The organism is Pseudomonas sp. SM4 (assembly GCF_051913165.1).
GTDB lineage: Bacteria > Pseudomonadota > Gammaproteobacteria > Pseudomonadales > Pseudomonadaceae > Aquipseudomonas.
The window spans coordinates 228,375-247,242 of record NZ_JBODOE010000003.1 but is presented as its reverse complement, the minus strand read 5'-3'; the positions used below and the strand labels follow the sequence as shown (position 1 = coordinate 247,242).

Below are 18,868 nucleotides of genomic sequence, written 5' to 3'. Positions count from 1 at the left end.
CACACCGCTTTCGCGAGCAGGCTCGCTCCCACATGAAATTCGTTAGCTAGACAAGTTTTTATCTGAACCATGCCCGCGCTCAATCGTCATCTACAGTGACTACAGCGCGGGACTACATAAACGTCACGGAGAATCACACTATGAGCACCGAAAGTGCTTCGAGTCGGGGCCGTTTGCTACCGAGCCTGCTCGGCATTCTGCTTCTACTGATGGGCCTGGCCATGTTGGCCGGAGGGGTCAAGCTGAGCATGCTCGGCGGCTCGTTGTATTACCTGCTGGCCGGTATCGGCATTGCGCTGAGCGGCATCCTGTTGCTGATGCGCCGTCGCGCGGCGCTGGGCCTGTACGCCGTCGTCCTGTTTGCCAGCACCGTTTGGGCGCTGTGGGAAGTCGGTCTGGACTGGTGGCAACTGGTGCCACGTCTGGCCCTGTGGTTTGTCCTCGGCTTCGTGATGTTGCTGCCGTGGTTCCGTCGTCCGCTGCTGCTTGACGGCCCGGCGCCAATGGGCACTCGCGGCCTGACCGTGGCCGTGGTTCTGGCCGGTCTCACCGCGCTGATCAGCCTGTTTACCCATCCGGGCGAAACCTTCGGCGAACTGGGCCGCGACACCGCCGACACCAGCAGCACCGCACCAGCCATGCCCGATGGCGACTGGCAGGCCTACGGCCGCACCGAATTCGGTGACCGTTATTCGCCGCTGAAGCAGATCACCCCGGCCAACGTCGGCAAGCTGCAAGAAGCCTGGCGCATCCAGACCGGCGACCTGCCAACGGCGGATGACCCGGTCGAGCTGACCAACGAAAACACCCCGCTGAAAGCCAACGGTATGGTCTACGCCTGCACCGCGCACAGCAAAGTGTTGGCCCTGGATCCGGACACCGGCAAAGAACTGTGGCGCTTCGACCCGCAGATCAAGAGCCCGGTCGGCTTCAAAGGCTTCGCCCACATGACTTGCCGTGGCGTGTCGTACTACGACGAAGCCGCGTACGCCAAAACTGAAAACGCAGCGTCCGCTGTGATTTCCGAAGCCGGCAAAGCCGTTGCTCAGGCCTGCCCGCGTCGTCTGTACCTGCCAACCGCTGATGCCCGTCTGATCGCGCTGAACGCCGACACCGGCAAAATCTGCGAAGGCTTCGGCACCAACGGTGTGGTTGACCTGACCCAAGGCATCGGCCCGTTCACCGCTGGTGGCTACTACTCCACCTCGCCGGCCGCGATTACTCGTGATCTGGTGATCATGGGCGGTCACGTCACCGACAACGAATCGACCAACGAGCCATCGGGTGTGATCCGCGCCTTCGACGTGCACGACGGTCACCTCGTATGGAACTGGGACAGCGACAAGCCAGACGCCACCGAGCCTTTGGCACCGGGCGAAACCTACAGCCGCAACTCGGCGAACATGTGGTCGCTGGCCAGCGTCGACGAAAAACTCGGCATGGTTTACCTGCCACTGGGCAACCAGACTCCAGACCAGTGGGGCGCTGACCGCACCCCGGGCGCCGAGAAATTCAGCGCCGGTATCGTTGCTCTGGATCTGGCCACCGGTAAAGTGCGCTGGAACTACCAGTTCACCCACCACGACCTGTGGGACATGGACGTTGGCAGCCAGCCAACCCTGCTCGACATGAAAACCGCCGACGGCGTGAAACCGGCGCTGATCGCCCCGACCAAACAGGGCAGCCTGTACGTCCTCGACCGTCGTGACGGCACGCCGATCATTCCGATCAAGGAAATCCCGGTACCGCAGGGCGCCGTCAAAGGCGACCACACCGCACCGACCCAGGCCCGTTCGGACCTCAACCTGCTGGCCCCGGAACTCACCGAAAAAGCCATGTGGGGCGCGAGCCCGTTCGACCAGATGCTGTGCCGCATCCAGTTCAAAGAACTGCGTTACGAAGGCCAGTACACCCCGCCGTCGGAACAGGGCAGCCTGATCTACCCGGGTAACGTCGGCGTGTTCAACTGGGGCGGCGTTTCGGTCGATCCGGTTCGCCAAATGTTGTTCACCAGCCCGAACTACATGGCCTTCGTTTCGAAAATGGTGCCACGCGAGCAAGTTGCCGCCGGCAGCAAACGCGAAAGCGAAACCGCTGGCGTGCAACCGAACACCGGCGCGCCATACGCCGTGATCATGCACCCGTTCATGTCGCCACTCGGCGTACCGTGCCAGGCCCCGGCCTGGGGCTACGTTGCCGGTATCGACCTGACCACCGGCAAAGTCGTGTGGAAACGCAAAAACGGCACCAGCCGCGACAGCTCGCCAATCCCGATCGGCTTCACCCTGGGCGTGCCTAGCATGGGCGGCTCGATGGTCACGGCTGGCGGCGTCGGCTTCCTCAGCGGCACCCTCGACCAGTACCTGCGCGCGTACGACGTGAACAGCGGTAAAGAGCTGTGGAAATCGCGTCTGCCGGCGGGTGGTCAAGCGACCCCGATGACCTACACCGGCAAAGACGGCAAGCAATACGTGCTGCTCGTTGTCGGCGGTCACGGCTCGCTGGGCACTAAAATGGGCGACTACATCATTGCCTACAAACTGCCGGAATAAGTTTCAACGGCGGTAAAACAAAGGCGATGTCTCGTGAGGGACATCGCCTTTTTTGTGCACCACATATCCATGTAGGAGCTGCCGAAGGCTGCGATCTTTTGACTTTTGACTTTTAAAAGCCAGATCAAAAGATCGCAGCCTTCGGCAGCTCCTACAGGGCGGAATGGGTTGGCTGTGGGAAGTGTGCTCGTCCTACAAATGCTGGTGATTGAACGGAGTTTTTCCCACAAGTCGCGTCGGTTGTGCCTCGGAAATTGGGTGGATAGGCTCTTAGGGTCGCTGCAAATTCAGCGAACGGGCGTCGCGGCCCGAGCAGTTCATTCGATTTGATGCATAATCGCCGACCCAAACGGGAGCGCTCAGGTGCTTGTTGTTTGGTTTGATGGTGGCTGTGCGCGGGATACCTTCGGGTATGCCGAGATTGCCGAATGGCTCGGTCCGCGAACCTGCGTACAGCTGCCACCCTTTGTCGCGTCGCGGCGATTGAGAGTGACAGCACCACTCATCATTCGGAGCTTCACCATGATCAAACCAACACCCAATCCGCCCGCAGCGGAAGACACCACCCCTTACGAATTCCCCGGCTCAAAAAGATTCCACGACGCCGCCGAACGCGCCCTCGACCACTACCTCAAACCCAACGCACTCACCCTGCGCTTCCACAAACCCAGCACCATGTTCCAGGTCGCCCCCGATCAAGACAACGAAAGCCTGCTGGTCCACGCCTGCGAATCCCTGGCCCAAGCTAGCCTCATGACCAGCGACATCGCCGCCTACATCGAACTGCCGCAGCGACGCACGATTCTGGCGATCCAGCAAATCATCATGCTCGCCGAACTCGCGGTGAACCGCGCACTGGATAACCACGAACTCCCCACCCAAAACTGACACCGACCTGTAGGAGCTGCCGAAGGCTGCGATCTGTTGATCTGGATTTTTAAAATCAAAAGATCGCAGCCTTCGGCAGCTCCTACATGTGAATCGAGTTCATCCGCCAGAACCAGGTCGGCTGGCAGGCCGTTATCGCGAGCAAGCTTTACTCCTACAAGATCAAAAGATCGCAGCCTTCGGCAGCTCCTACATGTGAATCGAGTTCACCCGCCAGACACAGGTCGGCTGTCAGGCCGTTATCGCGAGCAAGCTTTACTCCTACAAGATCAAAAGATCGCAGCCTTCGGCAGCTCCTACATTTGAATCGAGTTCATCCGCCAGAACCAGGTCGGCTGTCAGGCCGCCATCGCTGGCAAGCCAGCTCACAGGAATTGAGTTCACCCGATAAATTTTCGCATCGAGCCCGCTCTTCACCACTCAACAGGATGAGCGTTAGCTCGGCTGCAGCTCTTGATCTTGATCTTGATCCACGAGCGACGTCGGAAGGCTGAGCGGAGGGATTGATCCGGGGGTGGGAGCGCAGCGACCGTTTGGCGCAGCCAAACACATCGAGAGGAGGTGCAGCGAAGCAAACCGTAGGCGATGCCCCCCGGATCAATCCCGCAGCGAAGGAACCCCGAGCCCCAGCGAGCGGGCCGCACGTAGGAGCAAGCGTTTTTTTGCTTACTTTTTTGAGGCGTTTGTCAAAAAAGTGAGTCGCCGTCAGGGCGAAACCCTAAGCAGCCGTTACCGCAGCAACGGATATACACCCAAACCCCAAGAACATGGTCGGCCCAAAGGCCGCCAACCCCAAAGCGTGACCCCTGTCAAAACCCTGAACACACAAGCAGAAACATCCCCTCCCATTGAAACCACCGAAAGCCTGCCCCATCTAAGACCCATACCCCATTGCGCAGGTGCCCCATGAGCGACCAGCAAGAATTCCCCGATCACCCCGACGACTACACCGAAGACGACCACATCGAACACACCTCCTCCGGCAAAGGCCTCGCCCTGCCAGGCCAAAACCTGCCGGACAAGGTCTACATCATCCCGATCCACAACCGCCCGTTCTTCCCGGCGCAAGTCCTGCCGGTCATCGTCAACGAAGAACCCTGGGCCGAAACCCTCGACCTCGTCAGCAAATCCGACCACCACTCCCTGGCCCTGTTCTTCATGGACACGCCCCAGGAAGACCCGCGCCACTTCAACACCGGCGCCCTCCCCGAATACGGCACGCTGGTCAAAGTCCATCACGCCAGCCGCGAAAACGGCAAACTGCAATTCGTCGCCCAAGGCCTGAGCCGCGTACGCATCAAAACCTGGCTCAAACACCACCGCCCACCGTACCTGGTCGAAGTCGAATACCCGCACCAGCCGACCGAGCCGACCGACGAGGTCAAGGCCTACGGCATGGCGCTGATCAACGCGATCAAGGAACTGCTGCCGCTCAACCCGCTGTACAGCGAAGAGCTGAAAAACTACCTCAACCGCTTCAGCCCCAACGACCCGTCGCCGCTGACCGACTTCGCCGCCGCCCTGACCTCCGCCACTGGCCCCGAGCTGCAAGAAGTGCTCGACTGCGTGCCGATGCTCAAGCGCATGGAAAAAGTCCTGCCGATGCTGCGCAAGGAAGTCGAAGTCGCGCGCCTGCAAAAAGAGATCTCGGCGGAAGTTAACCGCAAGATCGGCGAGCATCAGCGCGAGTTCTTCCTCAAGGAACAACTCAAGGTCATCCAGCAGGAACTCGGCCTGACCAAGGACGACCGCAGCGCCGACCTCGAACAGTTCGAACAACGCCTCGAAGGCAAAGTCCTGCCTGCGCAGGTGCAGAAACGTCTCGAAGAGGAAATGAACAAACTGTCGATCCTCGAAACCGGCTCGCCGGAGTACGCGGTCACCCGCAACTACCTCGACTGGGCGACCTCGGTGCCGTGGGGCGTGTATGGCGAGGACAAACTCGACCTCAAGCACGCGCGCAAAATTCTCGACAAACACCACGCCGGCCTTGATGACATCAAGGATCGCATCCTCGAATTCCTCGCCGTCGGTGCTTATAAAGGTGAAATCAGCGGCTCCATCGTTCTGCTGGTCGGCCCGCCGGGCGTGGGTAAAACCAGCGTCGGCAAATCCATCGCCGAATCCCTCGGGCGGCCGTTCTATCGCTTCAGCCTCGGCGGCATGCGCGACGAAGCCGAGATCAAGGGCCATCGCCGCACCTACATCGGCGCACAGCCGGGCAAACTCGTACAGGCGCTGAAGGACGTCGAAGTGATGAACCCGGTGATCATGCTCGACGAGATCGACAAGATGGGCCAGAGCTACCAGGGCGACCCGGCCTCGGCGCTGCTGGAAACCCTCGACCCGGAACAGAACGTCGAATTCCTCGACCATTACCTCGACCTGCGCATGGACTTGTCGAAAGTCCTGTTCGTCTGCACCGCCAACACCCTCGATTCGATTCCCGGCCCACTGCTGGACCGGATGGAAGTGATTCGCCTGTCGGGTTACATCACCGAAGAAAAAGTCGCCATCGCCAAGCGTCACCTGTGGCCGAAATTGCTGGAAAAGGCCGGTGTGTCCAAGGGCAGCCTGAGCATCAGCGACAGCGCGCTCAAGTCCCTGATCGACGGTTACGCCCGTGAAGCCGGCGTGCGCCAGCTCGAAAAACAGATGGGCAAACTGGTGCGCAAAGCGGTGATGAAGCTGATCGACGACCCGAAAGCGGTGATCAAACTCGGGCCGAAAGATTTGGAAGCGTCGCTAGGTCACCCAGTGTTCCGCAACGAACAAGTGCTGTCCGGCACCGGTGTGATTACCGGTCTGGCCTGGACCAGCATGGGCGGCGCGACGTTGCCGATCGAAGCGACGCGCATTCATACGCTCAACCGGGGTTTCAAACTCACCGGGCAACTGGGCGATGTGATGAAGGAATCGGCGGAGATCGCCTACAGCTACGTCAGCTCGCACCTGAAACAGTTTGGCGGCGACGCGAAGTTCTTCGACGAAGCCTTCGTCCACCTGCACGTACCCGAAGGCGCCACCCCGAAAGACGGCCCGAGCGCCGGTGTGACCATGGCCAGTGCGCTGCTCTCGCTTGCGCGTAATCAGCCGCCGAAAAAAGGCGTAGCCATGACCGGCGAACTGACGTTGACCGGGCATGTACTGCCGATTGGCGGCGTACGCGAGAAGGTGATTGCGGCGCGGCGGCAGAAGATCTTCGAGTTGATTTTGCCGGAGCCTAACCGCGGTAACTTCGAGGAGCTGCCGGATTATCTGAAGGAAGGGATCACCGTGCATTTCGCGAAGAAGTTTGCCGATGTGGCGAAGGTGCTTTTCTAAGAAGTCATCATTTAATGACCTTCGTCACGGGCATAGCGATTCCCCGTGATGAAGGTAACAAGTCCGCAGCAGGGCATTAAAACGTAATCTTAATTGCAAATAGTGTTTAAAAACTGACAGAGCTGACAGTACCCAACCCGTACCAGCTCCTTTAACGTTCCTCGGCATGAATTTTAAATTTATGAGAGGAGCAACATCATGAGGGCGCACGAAGATTGCGACGGACTAAAAGACAAAAAAACATTTATAGCCACGAAAAACGGTAGTCCGCTTTTTGAAACGGACCTTATCACCGTAGATAATCAGAGCACTTACATCATCATCGAAGGTTCCTACAGGCTTGGATTCAGAGAGGGACAATCGATCAGGTTAGTCATCGATCGATCCACACCTGACGGTGAGCAAACGTTTGTGCCCAACCAAAGACTGAGAGAAGTTTTCTATCTCAGCATGGCAGGAAAACACTACGCTAAAGCGGGTACATTCAATTCCACCCTCGACAACATCAATCTGAAATACCGGTTGAATTTCAAACTGACATTTAATACACACGCCGAGGACATCGAAGTTGATCTGGTTATACCGTGATCACATCTAATTTTCCTCGCCGGTAAATCCGCTATCGCTGGCAAGCCAGCTCCCACAATGTTCATTGGTGCTCACCAATCTTGTGTTCAACCAAGAAACCTGTGGGAGCTGGCTTGCCAGCGATGGCATCAGTGCTACAACACTGGACTTGCTGACTGTCACACTTTGTCTCATCTTCAGTTATGCTCGCCGTTCGTCGTGAACGCCCGGAGCCGCTGACCTTATGTCCCCCACTCGCCTGTTTGTCCCCCTCGCCCTCTCGTTGCTGGCCGCTTGCGCCAGCCAACCGAAACACAACGTGACCGTGGAAAAACAGAGCGAATGCCCGGTGCGGCTGACCAACGGGCAAAACCTGATCGTCATGTTGCCAAGCAATCCAACCACCGGTTATCGCTGGGCCATTCAGGACTCGGCCGGTGGCGTGCTGCGCGCACTGAGCCCCGAGGTGTACAGCAATCCGGAGGACGCCGGTGTGGTCGGCGCGGCCGGACTCTCCACCTGGCGCTTTCAAGCGTTCGCTCCTGGCACCGGGCGTCTGCGTCTGACCTCGCAGCAACCATGGGCACCGGAAGTGTTGCCGGTGGAGACCTTTGACTGCGCCATTTCGGTGAACTGATCGTGGGCTGGCTGATTCTGGCGCTGATGGGCGCGGTGACCTTTCTTTACGGTGTCAGCACGCACGCAGCGCTGCTTTGTCTGTTGGTCAAACCGTTGCCGGTACTGGCGTTGCTCGGCTGGTTACACGATGCACCGCCCAGCGACTATCGGCGCTGGATCAGCCTCGGCCTGATTTTCTCTCTGCTCGGCGACGTGCTGCTGGCGTGGCCCGGCGATCTGTTTGTGTTCGGGCTCGGCGCGTTTCTGGTCGCGCATCTGGCATATCTCAAGGCCTATTTGAGCGATTGCCGGCGCCTGGCATGGCTGCCACTGCTGCTGGCCGTGGGTGTAGGCGCGGTGCTGCTGGGAATTCTGCTATCCAATGGACTTGGCCCGTTGCTGGTGCCGGTGATCGTCTACGGCACGGCCATCAGCGCCATGCTCTGGCGCGCATTGGCCCGGCTGGGCACCGACGTGCCGAAACGCTCGGCATTGTTGGCGGCCGCCGGTGCGCTGGCGTTTGTTTTTTCCGACAGTGTGATCGGGATCAACCGATTTGTTTCGCCGTTCCCCGCTGCGCCGTACATGATTATTCTCAGTTATTGGTTGGGACAATGGGGGATTGCAGCGTCAGCGTTCACTCAAAAGCAGCGTGCTGATCACACTTGAACTTCGATAGTACCCGGCACTTATTGCGAAAGGCTCTAAGGAACTGTCAGTTCTGACAGTAGCTCGTATTTTCTTACCTACCTACCATCTCAGTGGCGTTATCTCCCACGAATGTAAACCAAGGAAGAAAATCATGAGTTTGTTCAAAAGCAAAAAATCGAAATCCACCGACCTGGTCTTCATCACGGTCAGTGCCGAGATTGAAGCCAAAGTTTCGGGCCGCGTGAAGCTGCAGACGCAGAATGTAGAGTTTCAGGAGCAGGAAGACGGGACGTTAATTGGCTATATCGCTCGACAAAATGTTGACGACCTCTCGCATCGATCCAAAAAAGGCATGACATTCGTTTTTGATAAAAACATTGCGTCGGGTACCTATTCAGTCACAGGCCCGTCATTCCCCTTCCTCGGTAGCTACTATTACGAAGATGCCGCCGCCATCGGCTTCACGACCTCCTACCAGTACAAACCGAAGTCCGGCACTTTTACAGTCGAAGTGATCGAGAACAATTCAGACGAAGTGAGCCATCTCATCGAGTTTGACTTCACAGGTACAGACAACAGAAACAAAGAGCTGCATATCGCGGGCAAAGCCGAACTTCGTGTTTTCAAGCACAGCTTCTGATCTCGCGCCGAATAATGAATGATCAAACATCGTTGCTCGTTTGATCATTCATTGGTCTTTTCTGAACGCGTCCTTCAAAAAATACCCGACTCGCTCCTCACGCTTTATCAGACAACCCAAGCAACCTCGCGCCAGTTTGGCTAAAATGCCGGCCTTTTCCACCGACATCGCCGGACACCGCCGTGAGCAAAGAACCCGATCGCATTTTCGCCAAGCCGCTGGCCCAGGTGCCTGACTTCGCCTTCAACGAGGACGTGGTGCGGGTGTTCCCGGACATGATCAAGCGCTCGGTACCGGGTTACCCGACCATCGTCGAAAACCTCGGCGTACTCGCGGCGCAGTTCGCTCAGCCGCACAGCGTGCTCTACGACCTCGGCTCCTCGCTGGGCGCAGTCACTCAAGCCCTGCGCCGCCACGTGCGCACCGACGGTTGCCGGGTGATCGCGGTGGATAACTCGGCGGCGATGGTTGAGCGCTGCCGCGAATACCTCAACGGTCAGGACTCGATGTTTCAGGAGTTGCTGCCGGTCGAAGTGATCGAAGGCGACATCCTCGCCCTCGACTTCCAGCCCGCCTCGGTGGTGGCGCTGAACTTCACCCTGCAATTCATCGCCCCGGATCAACGCACCGCGTTGCTCTCGCGCATCCGCCAATCGCTGCTGCCGGGTGGCGCGCTGATTCTCTCGGAAAAGCTGCGTTTCAACGATACCGAAGAGCACGCGCTGCTCACTGATCTGCACGTCGCCTTTAAACGCGCCAACGGCTACAGCGAACTGGAAATCGCCCAGAAGCGCAGCGCCATCGAAAACGTCATGAAGCCCGACAGCCTCGAAGAACACCGCGAACGCCTGTTGGCGGCCGGGTTCTCGAAAGTCGTGCCGTGGTTCCAGTGTCTTAACTTTGCCTCGTTGATTGCCTTGCCATGATTGATCTGTCCCCCCTCGCCCGCCGTCTGGCCGGCACGCCGCTGGCTGAATGGGCCAACACCCTGCAGCGTCAACTCGACAACAAAATGGAGAAAGGTCACGGCGACCTGGAGCGCTGGCAGAGTGCGCTGGATGCCTTGCCGAAGATCCAGCCAAGCGAAATCGATCTGCTCAACGGCCTGAAGCTCGACACCGATTGCGACGACGAAACCCGCGCGCAGATGCGTACTGCGTTGATGGGACTGTCGCCGTGGCGCAAGGGGCCGTTCGACTTGTTTGGTGTGCACGTCGACACTGAATGGCGTTCGGACTGGAAGTGGTCACGCGTCGCTCCGCATCTGGACCTTAAGGGCAAACGCATCCTCGATGTCGGCTGCGGTAACGGTTACTACATGTGGCGCATGCTCGGCGCGGGTGCAGACAGTGTGATTGGCGTTGATCCGAACTGGCTGTTTTTTTGCCAGTTCCAGGCAGTACAGCGCTATCTGTCAGAGCCGAATGCCTGGCACCTGCCGTTCCCGTTTGAAGATCTGCCGGCGAATCTGGAAGGTTTCGACACGGTGTTTTCGATGGGCGTGTTCTATCACCGTCGCTCGCCGATCGAGCATTTGCTGGCGCTGAAGGACTGCCTGGTCAAGGGTGGCGAACTGGTGCTGGAAACGCTGGTGGTGGAAGGCGACAAGCATCAGGTGCTGGTGCCGGAAGACCGTTATGCGCAGATGCGTAACGTCTGGTTCCTGCCGTCGGTGCCGGCGCTGGAATTGTGGTTGCGGCGTGCGGGGTTTACCGACATTCGTTGCGTGGATGTGAGCACGACAACGGTTGAAGAGCAGCGCGGTACGGAGTGGATGAAGTATCAGTCGTTGAGCGACTTCCTTGATCCCGAAGACCACAGCAAAACCATCGAAGGGTTGCCGGCGCCGATGCGTGCCGTGATCGTCGCCAAGAAGTAATCCAATCTCGCAAACGCTGCAAAAACCTGTGGGAGCTGGCTTGCCAGCGATGGCGTCGGCACATCCAGCATTGATGTCAACTGAAACACCGCTATCGCTGGCAAGCCAGCTCCCACAGGGTTTGATGTTGTTCCTTATTCAGTGGGTTTCGCGCGGCGGGCTCTAAAAAATTCGGTCAGCACAGCGCCACACTCTTCGGCCAACACCCCACCTTCATACAACACTCGATGGTTGAGAAAGCCCTGGGTAAAGAACTGCCCCTGACTCTGCACAATCCCCGCCTTCGGCTCCAGCGCCCCATACACCACGCGCGCCACCCGCGAATGCACGATCAAGCCCGCGCACATGCTGCAGGGTTCCAGCGTCACATACAGCGTGCTGCCCGGCAGCCGATAGTTATCCACCGCCTGCGCCGCCGCACGGATCGCGACCATTTCGGCATGCGCACTCGGGTCGCTGGCGCTGATCGGGCAATTGAAACCACGACCAATGATCACGCCATCCTGTACCAGCACCGCGCCCACCGGCACTTCACCCAGCGCTGCACCTTGCGCGGCAAGGGCCAGGGCTTCACGCATGAATTCACGATCACGGCTGCGGTCGATGATCGCTGCGGGGCGAATCTGGCGCATCACTTCACCTCGATGGCGGCCATCAGGCCAGTTTCCATGTGGTCGATCACATGGCAGTGGAACATCCACACCCCCGGATTATCGGCCACCAGCGCCACTTGCGCGCGCTCGTTCTTGCCCAGCAGATAGGTGTCGGTGAAATACGGAATGACCTTGTGCCGGTTCGAGGCGATCACCTTGAAGCTCATGCCGTGCAGGTGGATCGGGTGCTGATACTGGGTCATGTTTTTCAATTCGAAAATATAGCTCTGCCCCAGTTTCAGGCTGGCGATTGGCCGATCAGCACACGTCTTGTCGGTGATGTCCCAAGCCTTGCCGTTGATCTGCCACAGGCTCGGCGGCCGACCGTTGTCGACGTCGACCGACACCGATCCGACCCATTCGAAATTGAAGTTGAGTTTCTCGGCATTGGCCAGGTCCGGTTCGGCCACCGGGTTGGCCGGCAGGGCTTTCGGCCAGTCCGTCGGCGCGTCGGTATTGGCCACCGAACGCAGCGTGCCCAGACGCACCGGGCCGTTGCGCAGCGATAACTCTTCGCCGGCCGCCGGTGCCTTGATCGCCAGGCAAATACGCATGCCGGGGCCGAGCCAGTATTCCTTGCCCAGCGGCCGTGGCTCGACCGGATTGCCGTCCAGCGCGTAGATCTTCGCTTCGACGCCGGGGATGTTGATGCGATACGTCAGGGTGTTATCGAGATTGAGCAAGCGCACGCGGGTGATCTGCCCGGCGGGCAACTCGATCACCGGCGTCGGCTCGCCATTGATCGTCGAAAGACGCCCCGCCGTACCGCCACGCGCCGCTTCACGCGGGATGCTGAATTCGACGAAATTGCCTACGTCATCAATGTGCCAATTCTTCAGGCTCAAGGTCTTTTCGTAGACGAAACCGGTCGGCTCGCGCTCTTCGATGATCAGCGGCCCGACCAGCCCGCGCCCCAACTCTTCGCTGCTGCTGACGTGCGGGTGATACCAGTAGCTGCCGGCATCCGGCACGCGGAATTTGTAATCGAAGTATTCACCGGGAAGCACCGGCAGTTGCGACACGTACGGCACGCCGTCCATCTCCAGCGGCAGACGGATGCCGTGCCAGTGGATGGTGGTCGCCACCGGCAAGTGGTTGATGAAGCGCACCCGCAGCCATTCGCCCTGACGCACACGCAGCTCGGTTCCTGGCGCCGAAGGGCCGAACGCCCAGGCTTCGGTCTTGTGCCCTGGCACCAGCTCAACGTCCAGCGGCGCAGCGATCAGCTCGTAATCGTGGCCAGCCTCAGCGTCGGCCATCTTGCCCAGCCAGTAACGCGACGCGCCCCCCGCCCCGACACCAACGACAACAAGACCGGCCAGGCCACCGAGGATTTGGCGACGGGTAAAGGACATGAACTCAACTACCTCACGTATCAGCGACAGGCCCGGGGGCCCGTTAAAAGGCGAATACGATACACCTGCAACTGCGAAACAGTAAGGCCGGCGTGGCAATGCGACACAGGTTTGCCACCTGTGCGGGGGCGGTTTCTTACAGGTCCTGTCCTCTTTCGTTACCTTGAAATGGCCTGAGCCCTACAGATTCGTCCCTATGAAAAAGCCATAGTGCTGATCAGTTTTTTATCCCCCATTTCTCAAGGAGCGAGAAGTGAACATTTCTGTAACCCTGCCCCCGTCACTGCTGCCGAACCCGGCGGATGAACAGTCTCTGCAAGCGCTGGTGCTGCCGTTTACCGAGGCTTGTCCCGACTTGCACGACATGGCCCACGAAGCGGCCCAAGGCATTCTCGAAAAGTACGGCATTAAAGACATCGATCCCGAACATGTCTGGTGGCATCGCTTCAGCAACACCTCGGTCAGCAGCGACAAGGCCTTTCTGGGGTGGGAGCATTACCCGAAACCTTCGGAATCACTGACGCTGGCGGAGCTGGTGGTCAAACGCTTTCACGCCCACGATCAGGACAATTCCGACCTGCTCGACGGCTATGGCGGTTTCTACAACGTAGGCGCGGACGCGGCGATCTATAACGAGACCAATGAAGTCCGGCTGCGCCCCAGCGAAGTCTTGAAAGACCTCTGGGCGATCAACTTCAGCGAGCTCTACCGAACGAAAATGCAGCAGTTCTGGGCGCTGCACTCAGACGACTTCCGCACGCTGGCCAAACTGAATTTCCTCGCCAAGGCCCTCGATGAACACGATGGCGAGCGGCTGAATAATGAAAATCTGAAGACGCTGATCAAGGCTGTGGCGAGCGATATCGACTGGCCCGTCTCGCGGGCTTATTTGCAAACTGAAGCACCGGTCGCTGAAGGTCTGCGTGTGTGCGCGCTGAATATCGGCGGCTACAGCGCAACGGACATTCTGTGCATCAGCGACAGCAACGGCACGCAGATTCTCTACACTCCCGGTGAACTCGACTGCTTCCATATTCTCGCCAGCGAATCCGATCTGCACTGGTGGCTGCTGATGCAAAACAACCACGCGGAAAATCGCGCACGCTTCATGGCGCATTTTCCGTTGGCGGCCCAGCAACAAGACGACGGCAATATCGGTCTGAATGCGATGATCGACTTGCTTTACTCGACGTGGGGCGCCAGCGATCACCACTTGATCAATCAGAATCCTGCAGCGATCACCGGTGATGCATTCAGTTGGCTGCGCGACTCGGTCAAGGCGCGCATGCACAGCGATGCCGACCTGTCGCTGCATTCCAATGGCGAGTTGCGCAAAAAGATGTGGATCGGCTACCTGAATGCCTTTCTTCGGGTTTTCGGCTCCATGGCCGCCGTGGGCTGGCCCGTTGCGCTGGCAGTGGTCGGTGCGGGGCTGGCCGACATGGGCTTGAACATCGATCAGGCCATCAACGGCACCAGCAAGGCCGATCGCAAGGCCGGAGTGATGGGGGCAATTGCCAGCGGAATCGATGTGCTGTTCAACCTGACTTATCTGCGCGGTGCAGCAGAGGTCGCGGAAGTTGGCGAAGCCAGCGAAACGTTTAACGTGCAGGACGAGTTTAGCGAACCCCTCATCGACGAATCGTCTGCAGATATTACAGATGTCCCGCCTATTGCGCGTTACGCCCCGGGACCCGCTTATGCGCAACAAGGCGCAGACTTACTGGAGTCTTTCGAGACCAATGAAGTGCTGGACGGATTATCGCCTGTCTCGCGAGAAGGCCAGTATCAGGGGATCTTTCAACCGCCGGGTGGTGGACATTACGTACTGATCAACGACAGTTACTACCTGGTTCGCTTCATCAAAGAGCTCAAGAGCTGGGCGATCATTGATCCAGAAAATCCTTACTCGTTCTATCGCAGTTTGCCGATTCGACTGGATGAAGCTGGCGAATGGCAACCGATCAACCGCCCGGGTCTGATGGGCGGCGGCAAGTGCATCGGACTGTGGCCATGGGGTCGCGTCCGCACTCCGTTGCCCGAGGTGGACAGTCCGCCGACTGCTTACGACATTCCACCTGCTTCCCGTGATGCGCTCAACGAAATAGCTCAAGGAAGGGGGACCAAATACGAGCTCAAAGATTACATGGCCACCCTGCCAAAAACGGACGCGAGTAATCCGCACGCTGAGTTCAAGGCGTTACGCCAGACGTTGTACCGCGATGCCACTGCCTTTCTGGAATCCCACACGTTGCCATCGCGCCCGCAAATCCCTGAATTGCCAGCGAAACTCGCGCCGAAAGAAATCATCAAGAAGCTGTATAAATCGGCGTCCGGGCTGATCATTGGCGAAAATCACTCCAGTGTCGGCAGCAAACAGTTTCTGATCGAAAACATGGCGGTGCTCAGCAAACAGAAAGTTAAAACCCTGTATCTGGAGCATGTGCTGACAGACTTTCATCAGGCCGATCTGGATGTTTTCAATCGCACCGGGAAGATGTCGGAGACGCTGGAAACCTACCTGAAGACCATGGATGGAGGATTCAAAACCGACACCAGCGGCCAGTACACCTTTCTCGAACTGGCCAAAGCGGCGCAAAGTAATCATATCCGTATCCAGTCGATCGATTGCCTGGCCAGCTATAGAAGCACCGGCATGAGCGGTGTCGACAAAAGCACTTTCCGCCAGAAGATGATGAATTACTTTTCGCATGAAGTGATCACGGCGGATCAGAACGCTCGTGGCGCCCATCGCTGGGTCGCGCTGGTAGGCGACAGCCATGCCAATACCTGGGAAGGCGTACCGGGTTTAAGCGAACTGGAAGGCGGCATCGGCCTGCGTATAGAAAGCACCCCGGCCGGAACTGCCCGAGGCATAGAGCCGGATCCCGGGCGCATTCCTACCGACGAGTTTGCCCGCCCGTTATCGCCCGTCAAAAGCGACCTGCGCCTGCAAATCGACACGCCCGCCAGCGTTGCCTTGGCCGACTCATTAGAGAAAACACTGATCAATCCCGGCGATTGCACGGTGATGAACATCGACGACGTCGCCACGCTGATTCATCGCAGCAGCGATGGCAACATCGTTCGCACGCCGATCCTTAACAAGGGCGGGTTCTATTACGTTGAACGACCGAGCTGGCCCATCAGCGGCCGACGTTACCCCAACCTGGCCGAGCTCTCGGCTGCGTTGCGGATCATGGGGTTCAAACCGATCAAAATCAGCTGACGTAAAAAAGCCCATCGCCTGCCGCGAGCCTTCAGGCGGCGATGTGCCCGTCAGATCAATAACGCCGTTACTCGTCCGTTCGGTGAACAAGCAACTTGCCGCTCATCAGCCCATTCTTTGCCGACGCAGCTTGTAACGGTTGAAGCAAACGACAACCTGACAAACAACGACAACGTTACGTAGAATGCGCCCGTGGCTATGGAACACCTTCCTTCTAAACCTCCTATGACCTAGGGGTTTCGCTCTCCACAACGCGCCTGCTTTTTGCAGGCGTTTTTTTTTATCGGCTGTAGGATGCTGCAGCTCGTTCACGACGGCGGCCAAAGGAGAAAATCAAGCATGAATCAGGAGCTATTCCTACGTCGCCGTAACAAAGTTCAAGTCCCGCTGGGCACGGGCGGTGCCACGCGCGCTCAGGTCGCGTCCGCTGTCCGGGAAGTCGCGGCTTTTCGATGCCTATTCTCAGAATCTCTGATTGAGCAAATCGGCGGGTTGTCACCCAAAGAACTCAAGTACTGGCTGCGCGACATTGTCGGAATGCTTCGGCGCCGGGCTGGCGCTCATGTACACCACCGGCCGTTTTATCCTAACTTTCCAGAACAGGTTCTGAAGGCCTCGGAGGCGGAGCTGTACCTGAACGCCGTCATGCACTATTTCACGCTTCGGCGCTTACCAAAGACAGAAAACTCTCGACCGCCCTTGTTTGAGGGCAACTTCATACCTTGGGTGATTGATTCTGGAAGCTCCTCTGAGTTCGAGGCACTGCTTGAACCGCTGGTTTCATCGCGCACCTCGCTTTCCGAAGAGGAGACTGCCGATGTCGTCTGGTTTATCCGCGAGTACAAAAGCGATGTGTTCCGTCTGCTGCCCGAGACCATCCCGTTCCGGGAGATCCGTGCACAGGTTGGCGGCGCGTTGATCCTGCATGTCTCCGGCGATGCACGGGTGGACGCATTTCTGGAGCGAAACGTCGAGACGGCAACGGACGTTCTACGACTGGCGGTCGCATTGAGTGGAGGAGATGTGTCACTGACGACAGCTTCGATACGTTTCAAAGCAATGAAGCGCTCGATGCGCCGCCAGTTTTTGCGCATGCTCGATAACATTCCAAACGCTGTAGAAGACGTGATGCGCCATGCTGAGCGCTGGAAACGATTGGCTGAAGTACTGCATCCGGGAGACTACGCCGATAAGTACCCACGAGCGCTAGCCGCAATTACAGCGGCGCGTCGTAACGAACCGCCCGCCACCTTCAGTTCACGTGTCGAAATATTGCTGGCCCAGCATGACATCGCCGCTCTTACGCCTCTACTACAAAGCCGTCCTGGTGAGTTCGCACGACGACTAGACGTGACCCTGCGCCGCGCGACACAAGCAGACTCTGTACTCAACGCATTCGAGGCTGTTGCGGCACAAGTCTCCTCGCCTGTCCTGCTGCAATTGCTGGCCCAATTACGTGCACCGCGCCCTCTGCCCTTGCGCGCGTTCACACCGAAAGGTTCACTCGCCAAAGTCTATGCGATCATAGATCGACGCGAACCTCTAACACCTGAAGTGTTGGCCGCAGCGGCTCGTATCTGCGAGGAAGCTCTCGTACAGCGTTTTGCCTCACTGCCGCCATTAGGCCGCTGCTTCATTGACCCGGCATTACGCGAATACAAGGTGCCGCTGGCGCAGCGCGCTGCATCGAAGTCGCTACGCACACTGGTGCGGGGCAGTCGCTTGCCTGTGCCCGACACACAATTCATTCGCCTGTTTCTGTGGTGGAAGAATGGCAGTGAACGCACGGATATCGACTTGTCCGCCGCATTTTTCGACGCCGACTTCGTGTTCAAAGATACGGTCGCGTACTACAACCTGCAGGGCTACGGCGGTTACCACAGCGGCGACATCGTCGATGCACCCGAAGGGGCTTCGGAGTTCATCGACCTCGACATCGACGTCCTTATCGAGAAGGGTATCCGTTATGTCGTCACGTCTATCAACTCTTACACCGAGCAGCCGTATTGCGATCTCCCGGAATGCTTCGCTGGCTGGATGGCCCGCTCTGATACAGCGTCGGGCGAAGTGTTCGAGCCGCGATCGGTGTTCGACCGTATCGATATCGCATCCGACACAGTGATCTGTCTGCCATTCGTGATGGACCTGCAGGAACGACGCATGATTTGGGCCGACCTGGGACTCACTTCAGCTCCGCGGTGGAACAACGTCGGGAACAACCTCAGCGGGGTGTCATTGATGCTGCGGGCTTTAGTGCATACACCACGGCCGGATCTGGAGACTTTGTTCGATTTACATGTTCGAGCGCGAGGGGAACGAGTGGCTTCGCCACAGCAGGCACAGGTGGTATTTAAACCTGACCAAGGGATAACGCCGTTCGATACCGACTTGATTCGGTCACAGTTTCTTTAATACCTGAGCCAGCCCGCTTGCGAATCTAGCGCTGCACTCTAGTCAGGCTTCGAATGATTGCTCTGGCCAGGGACACACCCAACAAAAAAGGCGCCTAAGC

At 58.2% G+C, this 18,868-nt stretch carries 13 protein-coding genes; 11 read left to right on the top strand and 2 right to left on the bottom strand.

Features of this window, described 5'->3' with window-relative positions; genetic code table 11:
• Positions 1–140: 140 nt before the first annotated feature.
• The 9 genes from ACQ4MY_RS06810 (at position 141) to cmoB (ending at position 11,119) form a co-directional block, all read left to right on the top strand.
• Positions 141–2,552 carry a glucose/quinate/shikimate family membrane-bound PQQ-dependent dehydrogenase gene (locus ACQ4MY_RS06810; protein WP_440094488.1) on the top strand — a complete coding sequence of 804 codons (2,412 nt, stop codon included), beginning with the start codon at positions 141–143 and terminating at the stop codon, positions 2,550–2,552.
• Between the two features lie 522 nt (positions 2,553–3,074).
• Positions 3,075–3,440: a DUF6124 family protein gene (locus ACQ4MY_RS06805; protein ID WP_440094486.1), complete on the top strand. Its 366-nt coding sequence runs from the start codon at positions 3,075–3,077 to the stop codon at positions 3,438–3,440.
• Between the two features lie 906 nt (positions 3,441–4,346).
• The gene (gene lon / locus ACQ4MY_RS06800) at positions 4,347–6,764 is read left to right on the top strand and encodes an endopeptidase La (protein ID WP_158835976.1); all 2,418 of its coding nucleotides are present in this window, start codon (positions 4,347–4,349) and stop codon (positions 6,762–6,764) included.
• A 198-nt stretch (positions 6,765–6,962) separates the two neighbouring features.
• Positions 6,963–7,352 carry a hypothetical protein gene (locus tag ACQ4MY_RS06795; RefSeq protein WP_440094483.1) on the top strand — a complete coding sequence of 130 codons (390 nt, stop codon included), beginning with the start codon at positions 6,963–6,965 and terminating at the stop codon, positions 7,350–7,352.
• A 223-nt stretch (positions 7,353–7,575) separates the two neighbouring features.
• The gene (locus ACQ4MY_RS06790; RefSeq protein WP_008082494.1) at positions 7,576–7,968 is read left to right on the top strand and encodes a protease inhibitor I42 family protein; all 393 of its coding nucleotides are present in this window, start codon (positions 7,576–7,578) and stop codon (positions 7,966–7,968) included.
• Between the two features lie 2 nt (positions 7,969–7,970).
• A complete protein-coding gene (locus ACQ4MY_RS06785; RefSeq protein ID WP_440094481.1) occupies positions 7,971–8,618 on the top strand; it encodes a lysoplasmalogenase in 648 nt (215 codons plus the stop codon).
• A gap of 133 nt (positions 8,619–8,751) precedes the next feature.
• Positions 8,752–9,240 carry a hypothetical protein gene (locus tag ACQ4MY_RS06780; RefSeq protein WP_440094479.1) on the top strand — a complete coding sequence of 163 codons (489 nt, stop codon included), beginning with the start codon at positions 8,752–8,754 and terminating at the stop codon, positions 9,238–9,240.
• A gap of 182 nt (positions 9,241–9,422) precedes the next feature.
• Entirely contained in the window at positions 9,423–10,166 is a 744-nt protein-coding gene (gene cmoA, locus ACQ4MY_RS06775; RefSeq protein WP_440094478.1) for a carboxy-S-adenosyl-L-methionine synthase CmoA, read from the top strand.
• Positions 10,163–11,119, top strand: a complete 957-nt coding sequence (gene cmoB, locus ACQ4MY_RS06770) for a tRNA 5-methoxyuridine(34)/uridine 5-oxyacetic acid(34) synthase CmoB (protein WP_440094477.1) — start codon at positions 10,163–10,165, stop codon at positions 11,117–11,119. Before cmoA ends, cmoB begins: the two co-directional genes overlap by 4 nt.
• A 134-nt stretch (positions 11,120–11,253) precedes the next feature.
• Here the strand turns inward: cmoB and tadA are convergent, their stop codons facing one another.
• Complete coding sequence (gene tadA, locus ACQ4MY_RS06765) at positions 11,254–11,751, bottom strand: tRNA adenosine(34) deaminase TadA (protein ID WP_440094475.1); 498 nt, start codon at positions 11,749–11,751, stop codon at positions 11,254–11,256.
• On the bottom strand, positions 11,751–13,127 hold the full coding sequence (locus ACQ4MY_RS06760) for a multicopper oxidase family protein (protein ID WP_440094473.1): 1,377 nt from the start codon (positions 13,125–13,127) through the stop codon (positions 11,751–11,753). The genes tadA and ACQ4MY_RS06760 overlap by 1 nt, the downstream gene beginning before the upstream one ends.
• Positions 13,128–13,380: 253 nt before the next feature.
• Between ACQ4MY_RS06760 and ACQ4MY_RS06755 the strand changes: the two genes are divergently transcribed.
• The gene (locus tag ACQ4MY_RS06755; protein WP_440094471.1) at positions 13,381–16,356 is read left to right on the top strand and encodes a membrane-targeted effector domain-containing toxin; all 2,976 of its coding nucleotides are present in this window, start codon (positions 13,381–13,383) and stop codon (positions 16,354–16,356) included.
• Positions 16,357–16,695: 339 nt separating this feature from the next.
• Entirely contained in the window at positions 16,696–18,768 is a 2,073-nt protein-coding gene (locus tag ACQ4MY_RS06750; RefSeq protein ID WP_440094469.1) for a TerD family protein, read from the top strand.
• The last annotated feature ends 100 nt before the right edge of the window (positions 18,769–18,868 follow it).